The following is a 24,667-nucleotide window of genomic DNA, read 5'->3' as shown; positions in this document are numbered from 1 at the left end:
TCAACCGCGTTGCGCGTGCGCCTCCAGGAACCGCTCCGAAATGGTGAATCCCAGACCCGGCTTTTCAGGGATCGCTATCATACCGTCCCTTGCTTCGACAGTCTCTTCGATAAGATCGTGGATCATCGGGTTGGCGCCGAGCGAATATTCGACGGTAAAACTGGCAGGCGAGGCCGCACAAACATGCAGGCCGGCGAAGAAGCATGGGGCGCCGGCCCACAGATGCGGGGCAAAGCGCAGATTGAAGGCACTGGCGATGGTGCCGATCTTCATCGCCTCGCTGATACCGCCGCAAAAGGCCGGATCCGGCTGGAAGATATCGGCGGATTTCAGCACCGCGAGATCGCGGAAGGCGTAGCGCGTCGCTTCGCTTTCGCCGGTGGCGATCGGGATCGAACCCGAGGCGCGCACCTCGGCCATACCAGCCTTGTCGTCGGCGATAACAGGCTCCTCGAACCAGGCGAGGTCGAGATCGCTGGCCAGGCTGATGAAGCGCTTGGCCTCGGCCACCGTATAGGTGCCGTGCGCGTCGACCATCAACTCGACGTCAGGACCGAGCGCCTGCCGTGCGGCGCGGACGCGGGCGGCGGAAATGTGCGGGGCGCCGTCCATGGCGCCGACGCGCATCTTCAGCGCCTTGAAGCCGCCTTTGGCGATGTAGGATTTGAGCTGCTCGCCGATAGCGTCGGCGGCAGCCCAGCCGCCGGAGGCGTAGGCCGGCATGCGGTCGAGCTTGCGGCCGCCGATGAGCCGCCACACCGGCTGTCCCAACGACTTGCCCAGAATATCCCAGAGCGCGATATCGACGGCGCTGATTGCCGCAATGCTCATGCCGCGCCGCGCCAGCTGCGGCATGGCATGGCCAGCGCGCGCGGCACTGTCATGGCGCACGCCGTTGTAGAGCATCTCCCAGATCATGCCGATGTCGGCGGGGTCGCGGCCGATCAGCTGCGGCCCGACCTCGTGATTCAGCATGTAGACCAGCGCACCATAGCTGCCGGCGCTGCCGGCGGCGTTCTTGCCCTCGCCCCAGCCGATCAGCCCGTCGTCAGTCTCAATGCGCAGGATGGCGGCGTCGAACGTCGTCACCTGGCCAAAGTCGCTGCGATGCTGCTTCGCGGCCTCAATCGGCACGCGGACCCACCACGCCTGGACCGTTTTGATGCGCATCCCGATCGGCTACTTGATCAGCGGCAGCAGCGTTTCGGCCGTGATGCGCATCTGGTCGGTGTAGAATTTCTCCGTCAGCACGCTGGAGCCGTGATCCTGGATGAACTTCAGCTGTTCGGGAGAAATGTCGACCGGATTGCGCTCGACCATGTCGGGATAGGGCGCGGCGGGTGTGCGGTCGACTGGCGCGACAAATTCGTTCGTCAGCGCGCCGTCATAGCCGACTTCCTTCAGCGTCTGCACGATCCGTGGCCAATCAATCTGGCCAAGGCCGGCGGCAAAGCGGTTGTTGTCGGCGACGTGGAAGTCGAACAGCCGTTTGCCGACCTGACGGATCGCGTCATGGACGTTAAATTCTTCCATATGGATGTGATAGGCGTCGAGGCAGACGCCGCATTCGGGGCTGACCGCATCGGCCAGGGCCAACGCCTGCGCGCCGCGGTTGAACAGATAGGTCTCGAAGCGGTTGAGCGGCTCGACCGCGATCTTGACGCCGACCTTCTTGGCATGGGTGAAGCATTCGCGGGTGGCGTCGACCACCCACTTCCATTCCTCTTCCTCGGTGCCGTCCGGTACCACTTTGCCGACGGTCGCGGGCACCAGCGTTATGATCTCGCCATCAAGTTCGCTGACCATGGTCAGCACGTCCTTGACGTACTGCACCGAGCGTTCGCGCTGGCCCTGGTCCCTGGCGGCAAGGTTGCGTTCGCCCAGCATCAGCGTCACCGACCCCCAGCAGCGGATGCCGTATTCTTTCAGCAGCGCGCGGGTCTCCTTGGTCTTGTATTGCTCGGGCTCGCCGGAAATCTCGATCGACTCGTAGCCGAATTTCTTGATGCGCTTCAGCGTCACCTCCAACGGTTCCGCGCGCATCCAGTTGTGCGTCGAAAGATGCATGGTCTATCCTTCCCAGAATTCGTCTGTGCCAGTTCGCCTGCGATGCGCCCCACAAGGCGCGTCGCGTGTTTCCTCCCCAAGGCGCTCCAGCGTTTTTGCGCAACTGGTTCGACCAATTGGGCCCTAATGGAGGTCTACAGCAATTTTTGTCGCGCGGCAAGAACCGCCGCCATGCGATATCGGCATCTGTGTACCGTATTGATTATGCTGGTATATATCGCCAAAAATGGAATGCCCTGGCAGCTTTGCGCGTGAGTCAAATGGCTTGACCGATTTTCGGTATTTGGTAATACCAGAATGCCGATACGAGAATGCACATCGCAAGAGACCAAAGAGGCTGGCCCTGCTTTCATCAGGCGCTATGCTTGGTCCTTGGAAAAATGAATTGGGAGGATGCCGATGCCGTCGACAATGAAGGGTCCGGGGCTGTTTCTGGCGCAGTTCGCGGGGGATACCGCGCCGTTCAATTCGCTGGCCTCGATCACCAAATGGGCGGCCGGTCTCGGTTACAAGGGCGTGCAGATCCCGACCTGGGATGCACGCCTGTTCGACCTCAAGAAGGCGGCATCTTCCAAGACCTATTGCGACGAGGTGAAAGGCATCTGCGCGGATGCCGGCGTCGAGATCACCGAACTGTCGACGCATCTTCAAGGGCAGCTGGTGGCGGTGCACCCGGCCTATGATGCCCAGTTCGACGGCTTTGCACCGCCTGCGGTGCACAACAACCCCAAGGCCAGGCAGAAATGGGCGGTCGAACAGATGGAGTTCGGCGCCAAGGCCTCGAAGAATCTTGGCCTGAAAGCCTCGGTGACGTTTTCCGGCGCTCTGGCCTTCCCGTATCTCTATCCCTGGCCACAGCGGCCGGCCGGGCTGATCGAGGAGGCCTTTGCCGAACTCGGCAAGCGCTGGAAGCCGATCCTCGACGTCTATGACGAGAACGGCGTCGATGTCGGCTATGAGATCCATCCTGGCGAGGACATCTTCGACGGCGCCACGTTCGAAATGTTCCTCGATGCGGTTGGCGGCCACAAGCGCTGCAACATCAACTACGACCCATCGCATTTCCTTTTGCAGCAGCTCGACTATCTCGAATTCATCGACATCTATCACGAGCGGATCAAGGCCTTCCATGCCAAGGATGCCGAGTTCAATCCGACGGGGCGGCAAGGCGTCTATTCCGGCTATCAGAGCTGGACCAATCGCGCCGGCCGCTTCCGCTCGCTTGGCGACGGGCAGGTCGATTTCGGCGGCATCTTCTCCAAGCTTACCCAGTATGGCTACGATTCCTGGGCGGTGCTGGAGTGGGAGTGTTGCCTCAAGCATCCGGAGGACGGCGCGGCCGAAGGCGCGCCCTTCATCCAGCACCACATTATCCGGGTGACGGAAAAGGCCTTTGATGATTTCGCCGGCGGCACCACCGACAAGAAGATGCTGCGCGCCATGATGGGTATTTGAGACAAGCAGGAGAAAGACATGGTCGGCGCATCGAATTCGGAAGCGGGGGGCGGCCCGATCCGCTATGGTATGGTCGGCGGCGGCCAAGGCGCCTTCATCGGCGCGGTGCATCGGATCGCGGCGCGCATGGACAATGACTTCGTGCTGGTGGCCGGCGCCCTGTCGGCCAATCCCGAGCGCGCCAAGGCTTCCGCCGCCGAACTCGGTCTCGACCCGGCGCGCAGCTACGCCTCCTATGCCGAGATGGCCAAGGCCGAGGCCAAGCGCCCGGACGGCATCGAGGCGGTGGCGATCGTCACCCCCAACAATGTGCACGTGCCGGCGGCCAAGGTCTTCCTCGAGGCGGGCATCCACGTCATCTGCGACAAGCCGCTGGCGACGACTTTGGCCGAGGCCAAGAAGCTCGCGGCCGTGGTTGAAAAGACCGGCAAGGTGTTCGTGCTGACGCACAATTACACTGCCTATCCGATGATCCGGCAGGCGCGCGAGATGGTGGCCAAGGGGCAGCTTGGCGACATCCGCATCGTTCAGTCCGAGTACCCGCAGGACTGGCTGACCGAAGATCTTGCCGCCACCGGCCAGAAGCAGGCGGCGTGGCGCTCCGACCCCAAGCAGGCGGGCGCGGGCGGCGCGCTCGGCGACATCGGCACGCACGCCTACAATCTGGCGCGCTTCGTCTCGGGTCTGGAGCTCGATTCCCTGTCGGCCGATCTCGACGCTTTCGTGCCGGGGCGGCTGCTCGACGACAATGTCAATGTCATGCTGCGCTTCAAGCCGGTCGGCAAGGTGCATCCGGCCAAGGGCATGATCTGGGCGAGCCAGGTGGCGCCGGGCCACGAGAACGGGCTGAAGCTGCGCATCTATGGCTCTAAAGGCGGGCTGGAATGGGTGCAGGCCGATCCGAACTATCTCTGGTACACGCCGTTCGGCCAGCCCAAGCAGTTGCTCACCCGCAACGGCGCCGGCGCGCTGCCAGTTGCGGGACGCGTCAGCCGCGTTCCGTCTGGCCATCCGGAAGGCTATCTCGAAGGCTTCGCCAACATCTACCAGGAGGCGGCGCGGGCGATCCGCGCGGCACGCAAGAAGGGCGGCAAGCCGGGCAAGGACGTGGTGTTCCCGACCATCCAGGACGGCGTCGAAGGTATGGCGTTCATCGAGGCCTGCGTTAAGTCATCGAAGAAGAACGGGGCGTGGACGAAACTTTAGGGAGCGCCGGCGCCAAGTCTCTTCTCCCTTCGGGGAGAAGGTGGCCGCGAAGCGGCCGAATGAGGGCGCATGGTGCGAGATGCGAAAGAAACCAGCGCGCGCCGTCAAACGGGGAGGGGCTGTCGATGAAAATCGGCATGTGCATGTTTTTGTGGACGACTTCCGTGTCTAAGAAACACGAGCCGTTGCTGCGCGACATCAAGGCGACCGGCTTCGACGGCGTCGAGATACCGATCTTCTCAGGCACGCCAGAGGACTACAAGAACCTTGGCGATCTGCTCGACCGCATCGGGTTGGAGCGCACGGCTGTTACGGCGATGGGCGACCCGGCGATGAATCTGATTTCGCCGGATGCCGCGACCCGCAAGGCCGGCATCGGCTACATGAAATGGGCGATCGATTGCGCCCAGGCGCTCGGCGCGAGTACGCTGAGCGGGCCGCTGCATTCGACGCTCGGCGCCTTCTCCGGCAGCGGGCCGACCGCTGCCGAGAAGAAGCGCTCGATCGCCTCGCAGCGCGCCATTGGCGATCATGCCGGCAAGCGGAACGTTACCATCGGGTTGGAGGCGCTCAACCGTTTCGAGTGCTATCTGCTGAACACGATGGCCGATCTGTCCGAGCACGTCGATGCCATCGACCGGCCGCACATCAAGGCGATGTACGACACCTTCCACGCCAATATCGAGGAAGCCGACCCGATCGGCGCCTACATGAAGCACCGGCGGAATGTCGTGCACATCCACATTTCGGAGAACGATCGCGGCGTGCCGGGGCGCGGGAACATTCCGTGGAAAGAGACTTTCGCGGCCATCCGCAAGAGCGGCTATGACGACTGGCTGACGATCGAGGCGTTTGGCAGATCGCTGAAGGATCTGGCGGCGGCGACCAAGGTGTGGCGGGATTTTTCCGAGACGCCGGAAGCGGTTTATCGCGAGGGATACAGGCATATCAGGGATGGGTGGAAGCGGGCGGCTTAGCCGCGCCGCCCAAGGAGTGCTGCGTTCCTTCACACCCCCCACTGTCCGGCAGGACAGAGGGGGGTGCTGTCCCTCGCACGTCACCCCTCCTCGGCCTGCATCCTGTTGTAATCATGGATGGTCCGGCTGAGCCGGCGCCTCAGGAAATTCGAGATGTTGTCGAACACAAACACGACGAGCAGGATCAGCAGCACCATGTAGAAGACGTTGGCCCAGTTGGAATTGGTGCGCATGGCTTCCCAGAGTTTCAGGCCGATGCCGCCAGCGCCGACGGCGCCGATGATGGTGGCGCCTCTTGTGTTGGATTCCCACTGGTAGAGCGTCTGGCTGATGAAGACCGGGATCACTTCCGGCATGACCCCATAGCGCTGCACCAGCAGGCCGTTGGCGCCGGTCGACTTGATGCCCTCGCGCGGTTTGTCGTCGATGTTTTCCAGGCTTTCCGAATAGATTTTGCCGAGCGTGCCTATTTCGGTGAAGAAGATCGCGGCGCTGCCGGCGAGCGGTCCCGGGCCGAAGGCGCGGGTGAAGAACAGCGCCCAGATCAGCATGTCGACCGATCGCATGAAATCGAAGAAGCGCTTGAGCACCTGGCCGAACAATCCGCTCGGCGTGATGTTGCGGGCGGCGAAGAAGGCGAGCGGGAAGGCGACGAGGCCGCCGAGCAACGTGCCGAGAAAGGCCATGACGATGGTCTGCAGCAGTTTCGTCCAGACGTCGCCATGCTGCCACTGCGCATTGTTCCAGATGTTGTCGCCGGCGAGCGCGAGGTTCGAGGTGCCAGGCTTAAGTTCCGGTCCGGACCAGATCAGCGAGATCACTTCACTGGCCGATTTGCCGAAGAAGGGCGAGCGCGTGTCGAAGACGAAATTTGCCCAGCCGAGGAAGCGCTTGCGGACCTTGACGCGATCGACGGTGACGCGCACTTCGCCGACAAAGCCCATCCTGGCGACGATCTCGTCGTCATGCGCGGTGATCCAGCCAGGCACCGGACCTGTAATTACCGGCTTACCGCTGGTCAGCGCCACCGGCACCATCTCGCCATTGGCGACGATCGTCGCTTTGGTCTTGTCGAAGGTGACGGACCTGGCCGCGCCATCGATCAGGACGGTGAAGGTGCCATCCGCGTTCTTGACAACCCAGTCGGGATCTGGGTTCTCGCCGAGTGCTGAAAACCGCGGGTATTTCGGCGTGATTTCAGGCTGGTCGAGGCGGAATTCAGGCTGCAGATCGTAGCTGATCCATTGCGTCAGGAAGAGCGGCAGGCGCTCCCAATGCGAGTCGCGCATCACCTGCGGCAGGTTGAAAAACCACAAGGCGTAAACGAGGTAGAGCAGGATGCCGCCGAACAGGAACAGCGGCGCGAATCGCTTGTAGGCCGGCCGCCGAAAGATTTGCGGATAGCGTTCCTCGATCGACTGGACCTGATCAGTGGTCAAAGCGGTCATTTAAGCGCTCATCAGAAAAGCTTGCTCGCCGACCAGCTTGCGGCGCAGCCAGGCGGAGAACTGGTCGACGATGAAGATCGTCGTGAACAACAGCAGCACCAACGCCACCGTCTTGGCGCCGAAACCGCGCGATATCGAGAGCTTCAGTTCCTCGCCGATACCGCCGCCGCCGACGGCGCCGATAATGGTCGAGGCCCGCACGTTGATCTCGACGCGCAGCAATGTGTAGGACATGAAATTGGGCAGCACCTGCGGCAGGTCGGCGAAGCGCACGCGCTCGAACCAGTTGCCGCCGACCGCTTTCAGGCCCTCTTCGGCGCGCATGTCGATGTTCTCGTTGATTTCATAGAACAGCTTGCCGAGCGCGCCGATCGAATGCAGGCCGATGGCGATGATGGCTGCGATCGGCCCGGTCGAGACAATGGCGGCGAACAGGCCGGCAATGACGATTTCGGGAAAGGCGCGCAGCAATTCCATGAAGCGCTTGACGACGAGCCGCAGCGCCGGATGCGGCGTCAGGTTGCGCGCGGCGATGAACGAAAACGGCACGGCGAAGATGAAACCGATGAAAGTCGAGACCAGCGCCACGTTGAGTGTGGTCAGCATCAGCTCGAAATATTCGGGGATGTAGAAGCCGCCCCAGACATAGACGCGGCCGAGCGGGAAGTTGAACTCCTGGGTGCCGGTGTCATGCGGCGAGGCGATGTCGAACAGCGCCCGCCAGACGTCGTTCCAGTCCTTCGGGATCAGCCAGCTGAGGAAGTCGAATATATGCGGCAGCCGGTCCCAGAAGTGACCGGCATTGGCCTCGTCGGCGAACCACATGCTCGACAGCGTCGCCGCCAGCAGCAGGCCGACGCCGAGGATGGTATAAAGCCGCCGCAACGATATCTGGCGCTGCCAGGCGTTGGCTACCTGCAGGGTCGCGTTGGAGCGGGCTGTTGCTGAGATGGTCATGATCGGGACATGCAAAAAGGGCGGCGTTTTTCACGTCGCCCTTTCTGATTTTGCCGTCAGCCGCCGATGGCTGCCTTACGGGCTTCGACGATGACGTTGTAGAAGTCAGGCTTGACCGGGACGTAACCGGTGAAGTCGCCGCCTTCGACGCCTTCGAAACAGGCCTTGTCCTTCTTCGGCAGGTCGGTGAAGAAGGCGGCAAGCTTGGCGGTCATGTCGTCGCCGAGCGCGGTGCGCACGACCAGCGGGCCGTTCGGGATCAGGCCCGAGCGCCAGACTTCGACGAAGTCGTTGGGGTCGACGGCGCCCTTGGCGGTGACCTTGTGGAAGGTGCCGGAGGTGTAGCCGTTCTTGAAGTCGCCGATGCCGGAGGAATCGTCAACCGCAACGTCGACCTTGCCGTCGCGAACGGCGAGGATGTTGTTTTCATGGCCGCCATTGAACTGGGTCGAGGCGAAGTAGGCGTCGTTCGAGGCGCCGGTGTCCTTCGGGATCTGGGTCAGCGGGATCAGGTAGCCCGAGGTCGAGTCCGGATCGGCGTAGCCGAGCTTCTTGCCCTTGGCCGACTTGATGTCGGTAATGCCCGAAGACTTCAGCGCCAGGCCGATGGAATAATAGCCGGTGGCGCCGTCGGTCTGCTGGGTGGTGAGGATCGGGGTGACCGCCTTCGGGTCCTTGATGTAGACGCTGGCGTAGCCGGAAGCGCCGAGTTCGGCGAAGTCGAGCGTGCCGCCGAGCAGGCCCTGGATGACGCCGTCATAGTCGGCGGCGGGGAACAGCGAGACCTTTTCGAAGCCGAATTCGGTCTTCAGGTGATCGGCCAGGCACTGATAGTTGCGCAGGCGGTCGGTTTCGTTCTCTCCGCCGAGGATGCCGACGCGGAATTCCTTGAGGTCGGCCGCATGCGCGGCGCTGGTTGCCATGGCGAGCGCCGAAACGGCGCCGAATACCATCTTCCTGAACATTTGATGTCTCTCCTGTAAGTTCCGGCCCCGCGCCGGCAGCGTTCTTGATTTTTGCAAGTGCCCTTGACGCGGGCGGTCGATCCAGTGCGGCTCAGTTTTGGTCCATGATCTTTTCCGAAAACCGGTATCCACTTTTCGGGATCATGGATCAGTACCCGGGGAATGCGGGCTCGAGCGGGCTGGCGGATGCGGCGATCTTTTGCTTGTAGGCGATGCTGGTCGAGGTGATGGCCTCGGAGATATCGACGCCGTTGCCGTCGGCGCCATAGACCAGGCGCACGGCCTCGCGGTTGAGCGCTTCCGGCGGACCGTCGAAGACGATCTTGCCGGCAGCCATGCCGATGATGCGGTTGCAATAGGTGCGGGCGGTGTCCAGCGTGTGCAGATTGGTGACGACGGTGATGCCTTCGCGCAGGTTGATGTCCTGCAGCGAGTCCATCACCACCTTGGCGTTGAGCGGGTCGAGCGAAGCGATCGGCTCATCGGCGAGCAGCACCTTGGGCTGCTGCATCATGGCGCGAGCAATGGCGACGCGCTGCTGCTGGCCGCCAGACAGCGTGCCGGCTGGCTGCAGTGCGGTGCGGGCGATGTCGAGGCGCTCGAGTGCTGCAATCGCCTCAGCGCATTCGGCGCGGGTAAACATGCCGAGCAGGTTGGAAAAGGTCGAGCGATGATTGAGACGGCCGAGCAGCACATTGGTCAGCACATCGAGGCGCGGCACCAGGTTGAACTGCTGGAAGATCATGGCGCAGTCGCGCTGCCAGCGTCGCAGCGGCGAGCCACGCAGCCGCGAGACCTCGGCACCGTCAAAAAAAATCGATCCCTGGCTGGGGTCGATGAGACGGTTGATCATGCGAAGGAGGGTGGATTTGCCGGCGCCGGAACGACCGATGATGCCGACCATCTGGCCCTGCGGGATCGACAGGTCGATGGCGCTGACGGCGGTGTTCTTGCCAAATCGGCGCGAGACGCCGCGGATTTCGAGCGTGGCAGGGGTCGATAACATCGAAGAGTTCCAGACCTGAATTGATCGTCTGGTTCTCGCCTAGCGCAGCGACATGAACCTGCCATGTCATCACGATGTCAGTTTTGTTACGCTCCACAGCCGTGCGGCAAGTGGGGGTGATCGCACCCGATCAGGCGCCGTATTTCTCGAGGAACGCGTCTGCCTCGAGTACGCGAAAATCGTCGAGCGCGGCGCGCAGCCTGGCGTGGTCCCAGTCCCACCAGGCGAGCGCCTGGTAGCGTTCGGCCGTGCGGCGATCGAAACGCTCGCGGATCGGCTTGGCTGGCACCCCGCCAACGATGGTGTAGGGCGCGACATCCTTCGACACCACAGCGCCGGCGCCTACGGCAGCACCATCGCCGACGGTGACGCCGGGCAGGATGGTCGAGCCGTGGCCGAGCCAGGTGTCGTGGCCGATGGAGACGCGTTTGGCGCGGCGCTGGGCGAAGAATTCTGTTTCGTGCTCGGCGTCGTCCCAATAGTCGGAGGCGCGATAGGTGAAGTGATGCAGCGTCGGCCGCCAGGTCGGGTGGTTTGTGGCGTTGATGCGCACGGCGGCGGCTATGTTGGAGAACTTGCCGATGGTCGCGCACCAGACGACGCAGTCCTGCATGATGTAGGAATAGTCGCCGAGGATGCTTTCGGACACGCGGCTGCGGTCGGCGATCTCTGTCCAGCGCCCCAATGTCGAGTTCTCGACCTGCGCCGTGGCGTGGACCAACGGCGCTTCCGATAGTTTCCTGCTCATGCAGCGATTTTTCCGGCGGCGAAAGAGGTCACGTCGATGATGCGATCGGCGACGGCGTCACGCACATCCGGGTCATGGAAGATGCCGAGCAAGGCGACACCGCCGGCCTTCTTGGCGGCGATCAACGCAACCACAACGTCGCGGTTTTTCGAATCGAGCGAAGCTGTCGGCTCGTCGAGCAGCAAGACCGGATGCTCGGTGATGAAGCCGCGCGCGATATTGACGCGCTGCTGCTCACCTCCCGAGAAAGTCGCCGGCGGCAGCGCCCAGAGCTTTTCCGGCAAATTGAGCTGCCCCAGCAAGGTGCGTGCTTTTTTCCGCGCGCTCTCGCGGTCCTCGCCGCGTTCGACCAGCGGCTCGGCGACCACGTCGAGCGCGGAGACGCGCGGCACGGTGCGCAGGAACTGGCTGACATAGCCGATCGTCTGGCGGCGCACGGAAAGCACCGTGCGCGGGCTGGCGATGGCGAGATCGATCAGGCCGCCCTCATGCTGAACGATGATCTGGCCTTCATCGACGGCATAATTGCCATAGAGCATTTTCAGGATCGAGCTTTTGCCGGCGCCGGAAGGCCCGCCGAGCACGGCGCATTCACCGGCCCGGATCGAGAATGAGACGCCGGCGACAACCGGCAATCTGATGCCGTCGCGCAGATGCATGGTGAAGCTTTTGGCGACGCCGGAAACAACGAGGGGCGTCGGCATCAGAAGGTTCTCCAATCGTTGTTCGTCCGCGGGCCAACACCCCCCTCTGCCTTGCCAGGCATCTCCCCCTCAAGGGGGGAGATTGGCTGTCGCGTTCGACTTCGCCATTCTTCTGCATCGTAGAAGGGGCGGGACATAAAAGCTGCTGATCTCCCCCCTTGAGGGGGAGATGGCCGGCAGGCCAGAGGGGGGTGCCTTGGCGCCATCTTCACACCTGTAGAATCGAGGAAACAAGCAATTGCGTGTAAGGCGCGCGGGGATCGTTGAGCACGCGATCCGTCAGGCCGCTTTCGACGACACGGCCGTCTTTCATCACCATAATACGCTGCGACAGAAGCCGGGCGACGGCGAGATCGTGGGTGACGACGATGGCCGCCAGGCCGAGATCGGTGACCAACCCGCGCAGCAAATCGAGCAGGCGCGCCTGCACCGAGACGTCGAGGCCGCCGGTCGGCTCGTCCATGAACACCAGCCTCGGTCCGTTGACGAGGTTGCGGGCGATTTGCAGGCGCTGGCGCATGCCGCCGGAAAAGGCGCGCGGCTCGTCGTCGATGCGGTCCTCGTCGATCTCGACGCGCGACAGCCAGTCGACGGCAGTGGCGCGGATCTTGCCGTAATGGCGGTCACCGACCGCCATTAGCCGCTCGCCGACATTGGCGCCGGCAGACACCGTCATGCGCAAGCCGTCGGCGGGGTTCTGATGAACAAAGCCCCAGTCGGTGCGCATCAGGAAGCGGCACTCGGCCTCGCTCATACGGTAGAGTTCGCGGAACTGGCCGTCGCGCATGCGGTAGCTGGCGGTGCCAGAAGATGGTAGCAGCCGCGTCGACAGGCAGTTGAGCAGCGTCGTCTTGCCGGAGCCGGATTCGCCGACGACGGCCAGAACCTCACCCGGCCACAGGTCGAAGGTGACATTCTCGCAGCCGACGCGCGAGCCGTAGAATTTGGACAGTTCGGAGACGCGCAGCAGTGGGTCGCCGGTCATTCTGCTGGCCTCATCTTTCCTGCGGTAACATGGCTTTCAGCCGCAAGGTGGCCGCGATGTCCTTCGGCGCGCCGCTTCTCGCAATGGTCGGTGTCGGAGCAGACGAACATGTGGTCGCCATGGTCGTCGAGGATGACCTCGTCGAGATAGACATTTTCCGCCGCGCACAGCGCACAGGGCAGGTCGAAGGTCTGGACCTCGAAGGGATGATCCTCGAAGTCGAGGCTGACGACATCGGTGAAGGGCGGCACGGCATAGATGCGCTTTTCGCGCCCGGCTCCGAACAGCTGCAGGGCCGGCGAACGGTGCATTTTGGGGTTGTCGAATTTCGGCGTCGGCGAGGGGTCCATGACATAGCGGCCCTCGACCTTGACCGGATAGGCATAGGTGGTGGCGATGCGGCCGTGTTTGGCAATGTCCTCGTAGAGCTTCACATGCATCAGGCCGTATTCCTCGAGCGCGTGCATTTTGCGCGTTTCGGTTTCGCGCGGCTCGAGGAAGCGCAACGGCTCGGGTATCGGCACTTGGTAGACTAGAACTTGGCCGGCGCTCAGCGGGTGTTCCGGGACGCGGTGGCGGGTCTGGATGATGGTGGCGCTGGCGGTATCGGTCGTCACCGCGACGTTGGCTACCTTCTTGAAGAAGGCGCGGATCGAGACGGCATTGGTGGTGTCGTCGGCGCCCTGGTCGATGACTTTCAGCACATCGTCCGGCCCGATAATCGAGGCGGTGACCTGCACGCCGCCAGTGCCCCAGCCATAGGGCATCGGCATTTCGCGCGAAGCGAAGGGAACCTGATAGCCAGGGATGGCGATGCCCTTGAGGATCGCCCGGCGGATCATCCTTTTGGTCTGCTCGTCGAGATAGGCGAAGTTGTAGGTGGCGATGTCGGTCATGGCGATCAAATCCACTCCCTGCTATTGCATTGACGCCCAGAAAACGGAAATAAAGGCGAAGTCGAATGACTCAGACCGGTTGGATCCAGATTGCAATTCTGCTTCTGGCGTTTGTCTGCGTGGTCGGTTTTGTACCTCGGCGCTTGTTTCTGCCTGCTTCCAGAGATGGCGCGCATGTCACAGGCGGAAACGGCAGCTACGTCGGCGGGCATAGCAGCCATTCCCATGACGGCGGCAACGGGGATGGCGGCAACGGGGGTGGCGGCAATGGCGGGGGCGATTAGGCTCATTCGGCCGCCTCCCGCGTCTCTTCCACCTTTGCAGGGTTCTCTCGAGCTTCGTATTCGGCGCGCATGCGGCGCACCAAATCGAGCTCGGCCTGGAAGTCGACATAGTGCGGCAGCTTCAAATGCTCCACGAAGCCGGTCGCCTGAACATTGTCGGAGTGCGAGATGACGAACTCCTCGTCCTGCGCGGCGGCGACGACATCTTCGCCGAGTTCCGTTGCGCGCAGCGCGCGGTCGCACAGCGCCATGGCCATCGCCTTGCGCTCGCTTTGGCCGAAGACCAGTCCGTAGCCGCGGGTGAATTGCGGCGGCGCCTTGGCCGAGCCCTTGAACTGGTTGACCATCTGGCATTCGGTGACGCGGACCTTGCCGAGCAGCACGGCGAAGGGCAGTTCCGGCACGTCGAGTTCCAGCTCGACCTCGCCGATACGCACCTCGCCGACAAAGGGGTGGTTGCGGGCATAGCCGCGCTGGGTGGAATAGCCGAGCGCCAGCAGAAACCCTTCATCGCCGCGTGACAGCGCCTGCAGGCGGATGTCGCGCGCCATCGGAAACTCAAGCGGCTCGCGGGTGATGTCGCCGGGGACATGGTCCTGCGGCATGTCGCCATCCGGCTCGATCAAGCCTTCGCGGGCGAGGATGGCCGAGACGCGCGGCATGGCCTGCGTTTCCGTCTCGCGCTGCAGCGGTTCGGCGACATCGGCGCCGGTGGCGAGTTCCGGGTCGAGCAGGCGGTGGGTGTAGTCGAAGGTAGGCCCAAGCAGCTGGCCGCCGGGCAAATCCTTGTAGGTCGCCGACACGCGCCGCTCGACCAGCATGGCGCCGGTGTCGATGGCGTTGGTGTAGCCGAAGCGCGGCAGTGTGGTGCGGTACGCGCGCACCAGGAAGATCGCCTCGATCATGTCGCCGCGCGCCTGGACTATGGCGAGTGCAGCCAGTTCCCGGTCGTAGAGCGAGCCTTCGCTCATCACCCGGTCGACGCCGAGCGCCAGCTGTTCGACGATCTGGTCGAGGCGCAGTGCCGGCACCGAACGGTCGCCGCGACGGCGGTCGGCAAGCAGGCTGTGGGCATTGGCGATTGCGGCTTCGCCGCCTTTTACCGCGACATACATTTATGCCTCCATCGTCTTGATGCGCGTCGTGCGCGGCAGGCAGGCGATGCCGTCGGGCGCCGCCAGAATGATGTCGACGCCGCGCGGAAAGCGTTGACTGTTCTGCTTCCACTGTTCGACGAAATGACGGGGCATCTGTGCCGGCGCGATGGTCGCGCTGGTTTCGATCCCGGGACCTTCGAGCAATAGCGGCGCGCCGGAGGTGAGATCGCTGACCTGCAGGATCAGTGTCGTCGAACGGTCGGGATAATCCTGCGTGCCTTGCGAAAAACCGTCGAGGGCGGCCATCTCGGCCGGCGTGCCGACCAATGCGAAATGCGCATCGGCCGGCGTGTTGGCGAGTGGCACGCCGGCGTGGAAGCCGAGCCAGGATTTGATCGCTGCCGATGCCTGCAAAGCAGGATCGAGCCAGAGCGGTGTGTCGTTGTCGCAGAGCGAAAGTGCAATGGCGCCGGCGGTTGCGGACAGCGGCGAAGGGGGGCGGGCGAAGGCAGGCAGAGGCCGCTCGCTGCCCGGCCGCGCCATGGCATCCATGACCGCGCGGAAGACCGCCTGGGCGTTGAACACCGGATCGGCGAAGCCGCCGTCGATCCATTGGGCTGCGATGTCCATCAGTCTTCTCCGCGCACCATGGTGAAGAAATCCACTTTCGTTGCCGCCGTCTCGGAGCGGCGCTTTTCGCGCGCCTCGCTTTGGGCGGCGCGCAGCGGTGCGACCAGCGCACTCTCGACCGTCTGCCGATGGGCGGGATCCTGCCAAAGTGCATCGGCGATTGCCGCAAGCTTCGCCTTCTGCCTGTCGCGGCCGAGCATGTAGCTGTGGCCGACCTGTCCGGAAGAGAGCCGGACGGTGGCGCGGGTGACGGTCACTTCACCGACATTGAAGGGCGCGCCGCCGCCGCCGATGCGGCCACGCACGGTGACCAGACCGGTTTCCGGGCCGCGCAAAAGCTCTGCTTCCGAGATCAGGCCGGCCTCATTCCACAGCCGGGCGATGTTATCGCCACTGGCCTGCGCCAACGTCGTCATGACGGCTTTGCGCTCGGCCTGGTCGCGGGCTTCCTGTCCTCGCATGGATAACTCCCTGAAATGTACATAATTTGTCTAGTGATATAGACAATTATACAAATTGTACCTATTATCTAACTTGTGTCCATGACGGGTGGATGACATGGGCGGGAGCGTGGACGAAATGGTGGCTCAAAAGGGCGCGAGCAGCATCGAACGCCGTAGCGGTGTCGCGCTGTGGCGGCAGATTGCGGACCTGATCCTGCATTCGATCGCCGCCGGCGATTTTGCCGAGAATGCCGCGCTGCCGCCGGAAATGGCCTTGGCCGAACGCTACGGCGTCAATCGCCACACGGTGCGCAGCGCCATATCGGCCCTGGTGCAGGACGGCGTGCTGCGGGCCGAGCAGGGACGCGGCACCTTCGTCTTTTCGCGCAAACGGCTGTCCTATCCGATCGGCGCGCGCACTCGGTTTTCGACCGGTCTGCAAGGGCAAACATCGGAACGGCACATCGTGCTGCTAGCTTCTACAGTTGAGTCGGCCAGTCAGCGCGTCGCCGAGGGGCTTGGTCTGGCAAGAGGGGCTGAGGTGATCCGCCTGGAGACGCGCGGCGAAGCCGATGGACGGCCGGTGTCGCGCGCCGCCGCCTGGTACGAGGCGAAGCGTTTCGCCGGCATCAATGCTGCGATGGCCGAAACCGGTTCGGTTACCGCCTCGCTCAAGCGTTTCGGCATTGACGATTATCTCAGGCAATCGACGGTGCTGTCGGCCCGCCATGCCGATGCCGCCGATCTCGCCGACCTCGATCTGCAGCCCGGCGCAATCGTGCTGGTGGCGGTCGCCGTCAACGTCACACCGGACGGCCAGCCGATCCAGTTTGCCGAAACACGGTTTCCGGCGGAGCGGGTCGAGCTGAAACTGTCGGCGCTGTAGCGGGGTCGCGCCTATTTTTCAGCGGCCTGGCGTTTTGAGGACGGAGTGGGAGTCAACCTGCGCGGGTCGTCGTCATTCGGGCCGGGACCACCTGCGATGTTATGCCCCAACCTCGATCACAGCCTTGATCAACCCCGATTTCTCATGCGCCCAGCGGGCGAGATCATCCGGCGTGCCGGCCAGCGTGGTGCGGTGGGTGACGAGTTTTGCCAGAGGCACGGCGCCGTTGCGTATCGAGGCGGCGACGTGATCGAAATCGACTTTCAGCGCGTTGCGGCTGCCGATCAATGTCATTTCGCGCTTGTGGAATTCCGGGTCGGAAAAGACGATGTCGTCCTTGACGACACTGACCAGCACGAGCGTGCCACCATGCGCGACATGTGCGAAGGCCGACTGCACCGAGGCGGTGTTGCCGGTGGCGTCGAAGACGATGTCGAACCCTTCGCCGCCGGTTGCCTCGCGCACCAGTTCGGCTGCCGCTTTTTGTGAGCCGTCGAGCGTGGCGAAGCCAAGTTCGCCTTTTGCAAAATCCAGCCGCTCCGTGCTCATGTCGAGCAGGCTGACATCGAGCCCGGCGATGCGCGCAAACAGCGCTGCGCCAAGGCCGATCGGCCCGGCGCCGATGACCAGCGTGCGGGCGCCTGGTTCGGCGCGAGCGCGCCGCACGGCATGCGCGCCGATGGCGAGGAATTCCACCGCCGCCGCATCGGCCAGCGACAAGCCGTTTGCCGGATAAAGATTCTGCGCCGGCACCAGGATCTTCTCGGCCATGGCGCCGTCGCGATGGACGCCAAGCACTTCGATCCTGACGCAGCAATTCGGCTTGCCGTGCCGGCAGGCGATGCATTTTCCGCAAGCGAGATAGGGATTGATGATGACGGGCTCGCCCATGGCAAGGTCGACATCTTCGCCGGTCTCGACGACGGTGCCCGACACTTCATGGCCCATGATGCGGGGATAGGCAAGGAACGGGTGCTTGCCTTCGAAGATGTGGTAGTCGGTGCCGCAGATGCCGACATGGCTGACGGCGACCAGCGCCCAGCCGGCAGGCGGCGCTCCTGGCGCCGGCCGGTCTTCCAGGACAAGCTCGCCGGGCGAGCGGCAGACAACAGCTTTCATTCGGCAATTCCAGTGTTTCTCAAAAAAGGCGCCGGTCCGTTGTTAAGCAGGCCGGCGCAGAAGGTCAGGGAGAATTACTTGCCGCGACGGCGCAGCCCGTCGAAATAGACGATGATTATGATCAGCGCGCCGGTGATGATGCGCTGCCAGAACGAGTTGACGTTGAGCAGATTGGCGCCGTTGTTGATGGTGGCCAGGATGAAGGCGCCGAGCAGCGGGCCATGCACCGAGCCGACGGCGCCGAACAGCGAAGTGCCGCCGATCACCGATGAGGCGATCGCCTGCAACTCCCAACCTTCCGCCTGGGTCGGGTTGCCGATGCCGATGCGCGCCGCCAGCAGCACGCCGACGAAGGCCGCGCACAGGCCCGACAGCGTGTAGGCCATATAGATGGTGCGCTGGACATTGACGCCCGAGAGGCGCGAGGCCTCGGCATTGGATCCCACAGAGAAGAGATAGCGGCCCCAGCGGCTGTGGTGCAGGAAGATGTAGGCCGGGATACCGACCAGGATCACCATCCAGAACAGATTGGGGATGCCGACAAAGGAACTGCGCGAGAACGCGGTGAAGCTGTCGCTGTTGATGTTGATCGAATTGCCGTTGGTCATCAACAGGCCGATGCCGCGCAACGAGGTCAGCGTCGCCAGCGTGATTATGAATGGCGGCAGGCCCATCTTGACGATGCCGAAGCCGTGGAACAGGCCGATGGCAACGCCGACCAGCAGCGTCACCAGAATGGCGACCCAGATCGGGAAGCCAGCATTGATCATCATGGCGACAATGACGGTGGCGAAGCCGACCACGGCGCCGACCGAGAGGTCGATGCCGCCGGTGATGATGACGAAGGTCTGGCCGACCGCCATGATGGCGATCATCGAGCCCTGCCGCAAAAGATTGGCGATGTTGTTGGAGGAGGCGAAGCTCGGCGTCGCCACCGACAGCACGATCCAGAGCAGAACCAGCAACGCCAGAAGCGTCAGCCCGAACAGGACGTTGTAGTTCCGTTTCGGTTTTTCGATCGCGACGGTTTCGATGCTCATGGTTCCTCCCGTTTCTTGTTTTGTCAGCCGATCGCCTGCGTCAGCACGTCTTCGTGGCTAGCGGCGCGAAAACCGTGGCTCGCCACCAGTTTGCCGCGCCGGAACACGTGCAGCGTATCGGCGAGCTCGTAAACCTCGGGCAGATAGGACGAGATCAGGATGATGCCGGCGCCCTTGGACAACAGTTCCCCGAACAGGCGGTAGATCTCGGCCTTGGTGCCGACATCTACGCCGACCGTAGGCTCGTCGAAGATGAACAGCTTGGCGCCGTGCGCCAGCCATTTGCCGATGACGATCTTCTGCTGGTTGCCGCCGGACAGGCTGGAGGCCAGTGCGCCGCGTGTCGGCGTCTTGATGCGGAGGCCGGCGATCTGGCGATCGGCTTCAGCCTTTTCCTTCGTGTTCGAAATCAGCAGGTTGTTGGAGATGCGCTTGTAGATCGGCAGGTTGAGGTTGAGGCCGACCGGCAGGTTCAGGCACAGGCCCTGGTCGCGGCGGCTTTCCGGCGCCAGCGCCATGCCGAGCTTGATCGCGTCGTGCTCGGAATTGATGTGGACCGGCTTGCCTTGCCAAAGGACCTGTCCGGCCGACTTCTTGTGGCGGCCATAGAGCGTGGTGACGAACTCGCTCCGCCCGGCGCCGATCAGGCCATAGAGCCCGACGATCTCGCCGGCGCGCACCGTCATCGAGACGTCTTCGAAACCCTTGCCCGACAGGTTTTTCGCTTCAACGATCACGGCACCGGGGGTGAAATGCTCCTTATGGTAGACTTGGCCGATCGAGCGGTTGATCATCATCTTGACCAGCTCGGCGTCATTGGTCTCGGCAATGTTGCGGGTGCCGACCAGCGTGCCGTCGCGCAGCACCGAGACGCGATCGGCGAGTTCGAACACCTCTTCCATGCGATGGCTGATGTAGATGATGGTGACGCCTTCGCCCTTGAGCCTGCGGATCAGCGTGAACAGCTGGTCGGCTTCCTTGCGGGTGAGATAGGCGGTCGGCTCGTCGAAGATCAGGAATTTGGTGCCGCGCACGGTGGCGCGGGCGGCGGCGATCAGCTGCTGCTGGCCGATGGTGAGGTCACCCAGCATGACATGCGCCGGCAGGTCGAAGCCGAGACCGTCGATGATCTTCTGCGCTTCCTTGACCATGGCGCGCTGCTGCAGGATGCCGAAGCGCGAATTCTCCTCGCCGAGGAACATGTTGGCGGCGACGGTGAGATGGCGACAGAGCACGACCTCCTGATGCACGGCGTTGATGCCCAGCGCCATTGCCTCGTGCGGGGTTGCCAGCGCTGCCGGCTTGCCCTCCCAGATGACATCGCCGGAGGTGCGCGGCATGACGCCGGTCAGAAGCTTGATCAAGGTGGATTTGCCGGCGCCGTTCTCGCCGACGATGGCGTGGATCTCACCTGCCTTGAAGGCAAGGTGAACGGGCTTCAGCGCATGCGTGCCGGGATAGCGCTTTTCCAGCCCGTGCAGTTCGAGGATCGTCCTGCCGGGCGCTAGCGTTGGGGCCGGGTGCAGTTCCTGCGCCATGGGCGTCATGACAATCCTCCCAGATTGGCCTTACGATTGGCACGTCGCGATGCAGTCAAGCCGCATCGTCGAGGTGATTCAAGCCGGTGGATATTCAAGCTTGTATCCGGTGTTTCCGGGGCGCGAGGCCCCGGAAAGGATTTTTGCCTGACGGGCTCAGAGCTTCGGGTTGAGCAGGGCGTCGATCTTGGGGTCTTTCATGTTTGCCTTGGTCACCAGGTTGGCGCCGGTGTCGACATTGGCCTCGACCTTCTCGCCCTTCGAGGCGGCGAGCGCGGTCTTGATGCCGTCATAGCCCATCCGGTACGGATCCTGGACGACGAGCGCGGAAATGACGCCGTCATTGAGGAACTTGATCAGCTTCTCGTCGCTGTCGAAGCCGACCAGCGCCAGCTTACCGCCAAGGTTGTTCTCGGCGACAGCCTGACCGACGCCCTGCGCCATGATCAGGTTGGACGCGAAGATGCCCTTGAGGTTCGGGTTGGCGGTGATCAGGTCGGTGGCGATGTTGAGACCGGTCGTTGCCTGGCCGTCGGCATATTTGTCGGCGACGAGCTTGAGCCCCGGATATTTCGCGGCCAGCTGCTCGGTGAAGCCCTGCTTGCGCTGCTCCAGCGAACCGGCGCCCGGTGCGTTGGTGATCAGGGCGACGTCGCCCTCGATCTTGCCGCCATTGGCTTCGCCGATGGCTGCTGCAAGACCGTCAGCGGCGACGCGACCGCCCTGCACATTGTCGGTGGTCAGGAACGAGGTGAACGCCTTGGAGTCGGCGCCGGAGTCGATGCCGATGACCTTGACCTTGCTGGCCGCTTCATCGATCGGCTTGCCAAGCGCCTTGAATTCGGTCGGCGCGATGACGATCGCGGCCGGGTTGCCCGCGACGGCATTCTCGAGGATCGAGACCTGGCCGTTGACGTCGGTTTCAGCCTGGGCGCCGAGTTCGGGTACGTTGACGCCGAGATCCTTGCCGGCCTTGCGGGCGCCGGCCAGGACGATCTGCCAGTAGAAGGACGTGGTGTCCTTGACGATGATCGGAATGGTCACGTCCGCCGCCGAAACCGGCGCCGTGTGCAGCGTGCCGGCAAGCATCGAGGCGGCAGCTAGTGCCATCAGTGAGCGGCGGTTGAGAATGCTGGTCACGAATTTCATTAGGAATCCTCCCTAGATCGCCCGGTGAAGGTTACGGAAGCTCCATTTGGATAGGCGCGGCCCAAACAGAACTTTATCAATAAAAAACAGTTGCCGCTTTTTGATAGTGCATCGGTCCGGCCGACGCAAGCGGTGTTTCATATCGGCCTGCGCATGGCTCGGCGGGGAAACCTCCCTGCCGATCCTCAGTGCCACGTCCAGACGCTCCCGATCCTCCTTGATCATCATGGAATATTAATTCCACCGTCGAGTCAATATGGAATATTTATTCCTTCTTGAGAACCGTGATCGTGGCGTTTCGTCAGCCGAGCTCCTGCACGATGGTGTAGGGAGCGTAGCGGGCGAATTCCGCTTGCGGCACCTGGACGTCGAACAGGTCGAGGTTGCGCGTCAGGTTGGCGGGCTTGGCCGTTCCGGTCAGCACGCTGGCCACGACAGGCTCCTGCAGCGGAAACTGCAATGCAGCCGCCGCCAGCGGATATCCGCCCTCATCAGCGATTTTCTCCATCGCCCCGACACGATCGAGTATGTCCTGCGTCGCCGGCAGATAATCGAAATGCGCGCCATGCACCGGTCCGGTTGCCAGGATGCCGGAGTTGAAGACGCCGCCGATGATCAGCGAAGTCTGTCGCTCACGACACAGCGGCAGCAACTCGGCTTCAGCCGAGCGGTCGAGCAGCGAATAGCGGCTGGCCAGCAGGATGCAGTCGAGCGGCGCTTCGCGCAGCACGTCGAGGCAGATCTGCACCTCGTTGACGCCGAGCCCACAGGCGGAAATCACGCCGGACGTTTTAAGCTCTTCCAGCGCCTTCAAGCCGCCGTCCATCAGCTGGCGAAAGTGCAGCTTCGTCCTCTCGACGCCATGTGTGTAGGTGCCGATGTCGTGCACAAACAGGATGTCTATCCGGTTCAGCCCGAGCCGGGCATAGGAGAACTCGACCGAGCGCATGATGCCGTCGTACGAGTAGTCGTAGTCGAGCGCGAAAGGCAGCGGGTCGACATAGGAATGATCGGGAACCTGGTCTTCCGGCACCGGGCGGAACAGGCGGCCGACCTTGGTCGACAGCACATAGGAATCCCTCGGCTTGTAGCGCAGGAAATCGCCGGTCCGCCGCTCCGACAGGCCGAAGCCATAGAAGGGCGCGGTGTCGAAATAGCGCAGGCCGGCATCCCAGGCTGTCTGCAGCGTCTCCATCGCCGCTTCGCGCGGACAGGCCCGGTAGAGCCCGCCGATCGCCGCTCCGCCGAAGCTTATCTCAGTGACCTCGAGCGCAGTCGTGCCGATGCGGCGTTTGTCCATCCAAAGCCTCCCCTTGTGGGCAGTCGTTGCAGCCCGCTTTTTTCGTCGGTGGTTAGAGCGTCGCGCCGAGGTGCCACGGCACGAACTCGTTGTCGCCGTAGCCGAACGCCTCGCTCTTGGTCTTGCGGCCCGATGCCGTCTCGACGATGAGTTCGAAGAGTTCCCGGCCCATGCCGGCGATGGTCTTCTCACCCGAAGCGATGACACCGCAATTGACGTCCATGTCCTCTTCCATCTGGTGGTACATGGTCGAGTTGGTGGCGACCTTGATCGACGGCGTCGGCCGGCAGCCGAAGCAGGAGCCGCGGCCGGTGGTGAAGACGATGATGTTGGCGCCGCCCGCCACCTGACCGGTCGCCGAGACCGGGTCGTAACCGGGCGTGTCCATGAACACCAGGCCACTGCCGGTGACCTTTTCGGCATAACCGAAGACGCCGTTGAGCGGAGTCTGGCCGCCCTTGGCGACGGCGCCCAGCGACTTTTCCAGAATGGTGGTCAGGCCGCCGCGTTTGTTGCCGGGCGAGGGGTTGTTGTCGATCGAAGCGCCGTGCTTGGCAACGTGGTCTTCCCACCATTTGACGAAACCGTCGAGTTTCTTGGCGATCTCCGGCGTTGCCGCGCGATAGGCGAGCAGATGTTCGGCGCCATAGATCTCCGTCGTCTCCGACAGGATGCCGATGCCGCCGACGCCGGCCAGGATGTCGACCGCCGCTCCCAGCGCGGGATTGGCGGTGATGCCCGACATGCCGTCGGAACCGCCGCATTGCAGGCCGACGACGATCTCCGAGACCGGGATCGGCTCGCGCTGATACTGGCCGACTTCCTCGGCGATTTCGGCGAGCACGCCCATCGCCTTTGCGACCGATTTGCGCGAACCGCCGGCGTCCTGGATGTTGAAATGGCGTTTTCCCGCCGCCGCACCCTTCTGGCCGTAAAGGGTGAGCTGGTTGACCTCGCAGCCGAGGCCGACCATCAACGCGCCGCCGAAATTCGGATGGCGGGTGTAACCGGCGAGCGTGCGGTGTAGCACCATCATGCCGTCGCCGGTGCCGCTCATGCCGCAGCCCTGGCCATGGACGATCGGGACGAAGCCGTCGATCCCCGGATATTTCGGCAACAGCACGCGGTTGGCCTCGTCGGCAATGGCGTGGCAGACGGTGGCCGAGCAATTGACGCTGGCGATGATGCCGATGAAGTTGCGCGTGCCGGCACGGCCATCGGCGCGACGATAGCCCATGAATGTCCGGGCGCGGTCAGCTTCGGTGGCATGCTCCGCTTCGCTCGGCGGCACGACCGGCAGACGGCCGGACTCGAAGACCAGATTGTGCGAATGGACGTGGTCGCCGGGCGCGATGTCCTGGGTGGCGCGGCCGATGGCCTGGGCATACTTGACCACCGCCTCGCCGGCGGCGATAGGCTTGGTCGCCACCTTGTGGCCGGGCTCGATCAAGGCCGTGGCGACGGCGCCGCCGGGCAGAGGGGTGCCGATCTCGATGCGGCCATTGGCGACCGCGACATTGTCGGCGGGGGACAGAAGAATGCTGTTCGAAGCGTTCACGGGCAGTTTCCTGGGTCTGTTCCTGGGGATGCGCGGATTGACACGCGTCTGTTTACATATAATGTCTTTTATCGTGAAAAAACATTTGTGCGTCAATTGTTTTTTCAGGAGGAGACCATGCGTCCGATGGACGCTTGGCTTGTGGGGAGCGGCGTCTGACACGCAGAGCGTTTTGCTTAGCCGGGTGAGCGCCAGGACATATGATATCG

25 protein-coding genes are annotated in these 24,667 nt (G+C 63.2%); 5 read left to right on the top strand and 20 right to left on the bottom strand.

Annotation, left to right across the window (positions count from 1 at the left end; all coding sequences use genetic code 11):
• Together NKJ75_RS26940 and NKJ75_RS26935 are read right to left on the bottom strand one after the other, a co-directional pair.
• Window positions 1-1,170: a mandelate racemase/muconate lactonizing enzyme family protein gene (locus tag NKJ75_RS26940; RefSeq protein ID WP_023683009.1), complete on the bottom strand. Its 1,170-nt coding sequence runs from the start codon at window positions 1,168-1,170 to the stop codon at window positions 1-3.
• A 9-nt stretch (window positions 1,171-1,179) separates the two neighbouring features.
• Window positions 1,180-2,067 carry a sugar phosphate isomerase/epimerase family protein gene (locus NKJ75_RS26935; protein WP_023692016.1) on the bottom strand — a complete coding sequence of 296 codons (888 nt, stop codon included), beginning with the start codon at window positions 2,065-2,067 and terminating at the stop codon, window positions 1,180-1,182.
• A gap of 399 nt (window positions 2,068-2,466) precedes the next feature.
• On the opposite strand from NKJ75_RS26935, the gene NKJ75_RS26930 reads away from it, so the two are divergent.
• The 3 genes from NKJ75_RS26930 to NKJ75_RS26920 all read left to right on the top strand — a co-directional run bounded on the left by NKJ75_RS26930 (window position 2,467) and on the right by NKJ75_RS26920 (window position 5,705).
• Window positions 2,467-3,522 carry a sugar phosphate isomerase/epimerase family protein gene (locus NKJ75_RS26930; protein WP_023744061.1) on the top strand — a complete coding sequence of 352 codons (1,056 nt, stop codon included), beginning with the start codon at window positions 2,467-2,469 and terminating at the stop codon, window positions 3,520-3,522.
• Between the two features lie 18 nt (window positions 3,523-3,540).
• Window positions 3,541-4,728, top strand: coding sequence for a Gfo/Idh/MocA family protein (locus tag NKJ75_RS26925; protein ID WP_023744062.1), 1,188 nt, complete (start codon window positions 3,541-3,543; stop codon window positions 4,726-4,728).
• A 125-nt stretch (window positions 4,729-4,853) separates the two neighbouring features.
• Complete coding sequence (locus tag NKJ75_RS26920) at window positions 4,854-5,705, top strand: sugar phosphate isomerase/epimerase family protein (protein ID WP_023683013.1); 852 nt, start codon at window positions 4,854-4,856, stop codon at window positions 5,703-5,705.
• 80 nt (window positions 5,706-5,785) lie between these two features.
• Here NKJ75_RS26920 and phnE (NKJ75_RS26915) read toward each other — a convergent pair whose 3' ends face one another.
• The 8 genes from phnE (NKJ75_RS26915) to NKJ75_RS26880 form a co-directional block, all read right to left on the bottom strand.
• Window positions 5,786-7,153 carry a phosphonate ABC transporter, permease protein PhnE gene (gene phnE / locus NKJ75_RS26915; protein ID WP_023669832.1) on the bottom strand — a complete coding sequence of 456 codons (1,368 nt, stop codon included), beginning with the start codon at window positions 7,151-7,153 and terminating at the stop codon, window positions 5,786-5,788.
• Complete coding sequence (gene phnE, locus NKJ75_RS26910) at window positions 7,154-8,110, bottom strand: phosphonate ABC transporter, permease protein PhnE (RefSeq protein WP_352500398.1); 957 nt, start codon at window positions 8,108-8,110, stop codon at window positions 7,154-7,156.
• A gap of 56 nt (window positions 8,111-8,166) precedes the next feature.
• Window positions 8,167-9,075, bottom strand: coding sequence for a phosphonate ABC transporter substrate-binding protein (gene phnD, locus NKJ75_RS26905; protein WP_023669830.1), 909 nt, complete (start codon window positions 9,073-9,075; stop codon window positions 8,167-8,169).
• Window positions 9,076-9,223: 148 nt separating this feature from the next.
• Complete coding sequence (gene phnC, locus NKJ75_RS26900) at window positions 9,224-10,081, bottom strand: phosphonate ABC transporter ATP-binding protein (RefSeq protein ID WP_023669829.1); 858 nt, start codon at window positions 10,079-10,081, stop codon at window positions 9,224-9,226.
• Window positions 10,082-10,211: 130 nt separating this feature from the next.
• Window positions 10,212-10,829, bottom strand: a complete 618-nt coding sequence (locus NKJ75_RS26895) for a DapH/DapD/GlmU-related protein (protein WP_023669828.1) — start codon at window positions 10,827-10,829, stop codon at window positions 10,212-10,214.
• Window positions 10,826-11,533, bottom strand: a complete 708-nt coding sequence (gene phnL / locus NKJ75_RS26890) for a phosphonate C-P lyase system protein PhnL (RefSeq protein ID WP_023669827.1) — start codon at window positions 11,531-11,533, stop codon at window positions 10,826-10,828. The genes NKJ75_RS26895 and phnL overlap by 4 nt, the downstream gene beginning before the upstream one ends.
• Before the next feature lie 208 nt (window positions 11,534-11,741).
• Window positions 11,742-12,518 (bottom strand): phosphonate C-P lyase system protein PhnK, encoded by a 777-nt coding sequence (gene phnK / locus NKJ75_RS26885; protein WP_023744064.1) that lies wholly within the window; start codon window positions 12,516-12,518, stop codon window positions 11,742-11,744.
• Complete coding sequence (locus NKJ75_RS26880) at window positions 12,515-13,414, bottom strand: alpha-D-ribose 1-methylphosphonate 5-phosphate C-P-lyase PhnJ (protein ID WP_023726432.1); 900 nt, start codon at window positions 13,412-13,414, stop codon at window positions 12,515-12,517. Before NKJ75_RS26880 ends, phnK begins: the two co-directional genes overlap by 4 nt.
• A gap of 65 nt (window positions 13,415-13,479) precedes the next feature.
• On the opposite strand from NKJ75_RS26880, the gene NKJ75_RS26875 reads away from it, so the two are divergent.
• Window positions 13,480-13,698, top strand: coding sequence for a hypothetical protein (locus tag NKJ75_RS26875; protein WP_023699000.1), 219 nt, complete (start codon window positions 13,480-13,482; stop codon window positions 13,696-13,698).
• 2 nt (window positions 13,699-13,700) lie between these two features.
• Here the strand turns inward: NKJ75_RS26875 and NKJ75_RS26870 are convergent, their stop codons facing one another.
• From NKJ75_RS26870 to phnG, 3 genes are read right to left on the bottom strand one after another with little or no spacing between them, the layout of a single operon-like run.
• Window positions 13,701-14,813, bottom strand: a complete 1,113-nt coding sequence (locus tag NKJ75_RS26870) for a carbon-phosphorus lyase complex subunit (RefSeq protein ID WP_023744065.1) — start codon at window positions 14,811-14,813, stop codon at window positions 13,701-13,703.
• Window positions 14,814-15,425 carry a phosphonate C-P lyase system protein PhnH gene (gene phnH / locus NKJ75_RS26865; protein ID WP_023744066.1) on the bottom strand — a complete coding sequence of 204 codons (612 nt, stop codon included), beginning with the start codon at window positions 15,423-15,425 and terminating at the stop codon, window positions 14,814-14,816.
• The gene (phnG, locus tag NKJ75_RS26860) at window positions 15,425-15,886 is read right to left on the bottom strand and encodes a phosphonate C-P lyase system protein PhnG (RefSeq protein WP_023744067.1); all 462 of its coding nucleotides are present in this window, start codon (window positions 15,884-15,886) and stop codon (window positions 15,425-15,427) included. Before phnG ends, phnH begins: the two co-directional genes overlap by 1 nt.
• Window positions 15,887-15,983: 97 nt before the next feature.
• Here phnG and phnF point away from each other — a divergent pair, with 97 nt between their 5' ends.
• The gene (phnF, locus tag NKJ75_RS26855; RefSeq protein ID WP_245261350.1) at window positions 15,984-16,754 is read left to right on the top strand and encodes a phosphonate metabolism transcriptional regulator PhnF; all 771 of its coding nucleotides are present in this window, start codon (window positions 15,984-15,986) and stop codon (window positions 16,752-16,754) included.
• Window positions 16,755-16,853: 99 nt separating this feature from the next.
• On the opposite strand, the gene NKJ75_RS26850 is transcribed toward phnF, so the two are convergent.
• The 7 genes from NKJ75_RS26850 to NKJ75_RS26820 all read right to left on the bottom strand — a co-directional run bounded on the left by NKJ75_RS26850 (window position 16,854) and on the right by NKJ75_RS26820 (window position 24,458).
• Complete coding sequence (locus tag NKJ75_RS26850) at window positions 16,854-17,873, bottom strand: zinc-binding alcohol dehydrogenase family protein (protein WP_023835035.1); 1,020 nt, start codon at window positions 17,871-17,873, stop codon at window positions 16,854-16,856.
• A 74-nt stretch (window positions 17,874-17,947) separates the two neighbouring features.
• On the bottom strand, window positions 17,948-18,913 hold the full coding sequence (locus NKJ75_RS26845) for an ABC transporter permease (RefSeq protein WP_023683015.1): 966 nt from the start codon (window positions 18,911-18,913) through the stop codon (window positions 17,948-17,950).
• Between the two features lie 23 nt (window positions 18,914-18,936).
• Window positions 18,937-20,460, bottom strand: a complete 1,524-nt coding sequence (locus NKJ75_RS26840; protein WP_023744070.1) for a sugar ABC transporter ATP-binding protein — start codon at window positions 20,458-20,460, stop codon at window positions 18,937-18,939.
• A gap of 147 nt (window positions 20,461-20,607) precedes the next feature.
• Entirely contained in the window at window positions 20,608-21,600 is a 993-nt protein-coding gene (locus NKJ75_RS26835; RefSeq protein WP_023744071.1) for an ABC transporter substrate-binding protein, read from the bottom strand.
• 12 nt (window positions 21,601-21,612) lie between these two features.
• Window positions 21,613-21,828, bottom strand: a complete 216-nt coding sequence (locus NKJ75_RS26830; protein ID WP_023669815.1) for a hypothetical protein — start codon at window positions 21,826-21,828, stop codon at window positions 21,613-21,615.
• 73 nt (window positions 21,829-21,901) lie between these two features.
• A complete protein-coding gene (locus NKJ75_RS26825; RefSeq protein WP_023744072.1) occupies window positions 21,902-22,900 on the bottom strand; it encodes an aldo/keto reductase in 999 nt (332 codons plus the stop codon).
• Window positions 22,901-22,952: 52 nt separating this feature from the next.
• Window positions 22,953-24,458 (bottom strand): UxaA family hydrolase, encoded by a 1,506-nt coding sequence (locus NKJ75_RS26820; protein WP_352500397.1) that lies wholly within the window; start codon window positions 24,456-24,458, stop codon window positions 22,953-22,955.
• Between the last annotated feature and the right edge of the window lie 209 nt (window positions 24,459-24,667).

It is taken from the genome of Mesorhizobium sp. M0058 (assembly GCF_040323095.1).
GTDB lineage: Bacteria > Pseudomonadota > Alphaproteobacteria > Rhizobiales > Rhizobiaceae > Mesorhizobium.
Note: the sequence above shows the minus strand (reverse complement) of the source record. Positions and strands in the feature narration are given on the sequence as shown.

Bases quoted from the DNA above. Each gene is read 5' to 3' on its own strand.
- NKJ75_RS26940 (WP_023683009.1), bottom strand. From the start codon at position 1,170: ATGCGCATCAAAACGGTCCAGGCGTGGTGGGTCCGCGTGCCGATTGAG.
- NKJ75_RS26935 (WP_023692016.1), bottom strand. From the start codon at position 2,067: ATGCATCTTTCGACGCACAACTGGATGCGCGCGGAACCGTTGGAGGTG.
- NKJ75_RS26930 (WP_023744061.1), top strand. From the start codon at position 2,467: ATGCCGTCGACAATGAAGGGTCCGGGGCTGTTTCTGGCGCAGTTCGCG.
- NKJ75_RS26925 (WP_023744062.1), top strand. From the start codon at position 3,541: ATGGTCGGCGCATCGAATTCGGAAGCGGGGGGCGGCCCGATCCGCTAT.
- NKJ75_RS26920 (WP_023683013.1), top strand. From the start codon at position 4,854: ATGAAAATCGGCATGTGCATGTTTTTGTGGACGACTTCCGTGTCTAAG.
- phnE (WP_023669832.1), bottom strand. From the start codon at position 7,153: ATGACCGCTTTGACCACTGATCAGGTCCAGTCGATCGAGGAACGCTAT.
- phnE (WP_352500398.1), bottom strand. From the start codon at position 8,110: ATGACCATCTCAGCAACAGCCCGCTCCAACGCGACCCTGCAGGTAGCC.
- phnD (WP_023669830.1), bottom strand. From the start codon at position 9,075: ATGTTCAGGAAGATGGTATTCGGCGCCGTTTCGGCGCTCGCCATGGCA.
- phnC (WP_023669829.1), bottom strand. From the start codon at position 10,081: ATGTTATCGACCCCTGCCACGCTCGAAATCCGCGGCGTCTCGCGCCGA.
- NKJ75_RS26895 (WP_023669828.1), bottom strand. From the start codon at position 10,829: ATGAGCAGGAAACTATCGGAAGCGCCGTTGGTCCACGCCACGGCGCAG.
- phnL (WP_023669827.1), bottom strand. From the start codon at position 11,533: ATGCCGACGCCCCTCGTTGTTTCCGGCGTCGCCAAAAGCTTCACCATG.
- phnK (WP_023744064.1), bottom strand. From the start codon at position 12,518: ATGACCGGCGACCCACTGCTGCGCGTCTCCGAACTGTCCAAATTCTAC.
- NKJ75_RS26880 (WP_023726432.1), bottom strand. From the start codon at position 13,414: ATGACCGACATCGCCACCTACAACTTCGCCTATCTCGACGAGCAGACC.
- NKJ75_RS26875 (WP_023699000.1), top strand. From the start codon at position 13,480: ATGACTCAGACCGGTTGGATCCAGATTGCAATTCTGCTTCTGGCGTTT.
- NKJ75_RS26870 (WP_023744065.1), bottom strand. From the start codon at position 14,813: ATGTATGTCGCGGTAAAAGGCGGCGAAGCCGCAATCGCCAATGCCCAC.
- phnH (WP_023744066.1), bottom strand. From the start codon at position 15,425: ATGGACATCGCAGCCCAATGGATCGACGGCGGCTTCGCCGATCCGGTG.
- phnG (WP_023744067.1), bottom strand. From the start codon at position 15,886: ATGCGAGGACAGGAAGCCCGCGACCAGGCCGAGCGCAAAGCCGTCATG.
- phnF (WP_245261350.1), top strand. From the start codon at position 15,984: ATGGGCGGGAGCGTGGACGAAATGGTGGCTCAAAAGGGCGCGAGCAGC.
- NKJ75_RS26850 (WP_023835035.1), bottom strand. From the start codon at position 17,873: ATGAAAGCTGTTGTCTGCCGCTCGCCCGGCGAGCTTGTCCTGGAAGAC.
- NKJ75_RS26845 (WP_023683015.1), bottom strand. From the start codon at position 18,913: ATGAGCATCGAAACCGTCGCGATCGAAAAACCGAAACGGAACTACAAC.
- NKJ75_RS26840 (WP_023744070.1), bottom strand. From the start codon at position 20,460: ATGACGCCCATGGCGCAGGAACTGCACCCGGCCCCAACGCTAGCGCCC.
- NKJ75_RS26835 (WP_023744071.1), bottom strand. From the start codon at position 21,600: ATGAAATTCGTGACCAGCATTCTCAACCGCCGCTCACTGATGGCACTA.
- NKJ75_RS26830 (WP_023669815.1), bottom strand. From the start codon at position 21,828: ATGATGATCAAGGAGGATCGGGAGCGTCTGGACGTGGCACTGAGGATC.
- NKJ75_RS26825 (WP_023744072.1), bottom strand. From the start codon at position 22,900: ATGGACAAACGCCGCATCGGCACGACTGCGCTCGAGGTCACTGAGATA.